The 683-nt window shown below is 65.2% G+C and carries 2 protein-coding genes; both read right to left on the reverse strand.

Annotated elements, in window-relative coordinates; all coding sequences use genetic code 11:
* Window positions 1-2: 2 nt before the first annotated feature.
* On the reverse strand, window positions 3-359 hold the full coding sequence (locus MOQ72_RS44180; protein ID WP_242192044.1) for a hypothetical protein: 357 nt from the start codon (window positions 357-359) through the stop codon (window positions 3-5).
* Between the two features lie 65 nt (window positions 360-424).
* Window positions 425-661, reverse strand: a complete 237-nt coding sequence (locus tag MOQ72_RS44185; RefSeq protein WP_242192045.1) for a DUF397 domain-containing protein — start codon at window positions 659-661, stop codon at window positions 425-427.
* Window positions 662-683: the final 22 nt, after the last annotated feature.

Consider the following 683-nt stretch of genomic DNA (forward strand, 5'->3'; position numbering starts at 1 on the left):
GGTCAGGCGGAGGCGGCCAGCCAGGCCGAGCGGCCCGCGTGGGTCGGCAGCCAGCAGCCCTTGGCCTCGGCACCGACCTCCGGGACGGGTTCGGCGAGCGCGAGCAGATCGTTGATCACCTCGCGAGCCGAACCGGTCGTCCGCCAGAGCACCTTGCTCGGGAAGAGAACATCCGCCTCGTCGCCGGGAATCCGCGCCGCATCGGCATCGTGCTCACCGAAGAGCTGCAGGATGTCGAAAACCCCGCGGTGCACACGAATCCCGACCACGGCGACCAAGCCGCCGTTGGCGTCGCGCGGGTGCGCGAACTGGAAGTCGCGAGCCATCAGAGCTTGCAAGCCGTTGATAATCTCGTTCATGGCGCCACCGATATTCCTCGTCAGGTCTTCAACCATGGCTCCGCACGGGACGTCGGCTCGGCTGGTCAGACGATCAAGTCGTCGAACTCGCCGTCCTTGGCTCCGTGCAGAAAAGCGGCTATCTCATCCCTGCTGTAGACCAGTGCTGGACCGTCGGGGTAGCGCGAGTTCCTGACGGCGATACCGCCGTCGACCAATGGTGCCAATTCAACGCAGTTACCAACCGCTCCGCTGTGGCGGCTCTTCCGCCACACCACGTTGGGAAGCTGCTGCGCGGGCATACCGTTCTGGATGTTCGTCATCCGAACCCCACCCTTCCCCGAA

Source organism: Saccharopolyspora soli, assembly GCF_022678645.1.
Taxonomy (GTDB): domain Bacteria; phylum Actinomycetota; class Actinomycetes; order Mycobacteriales; family Pseudonocardiaceae; genus Saccharopolyspora; species Saccharopolyspora soli.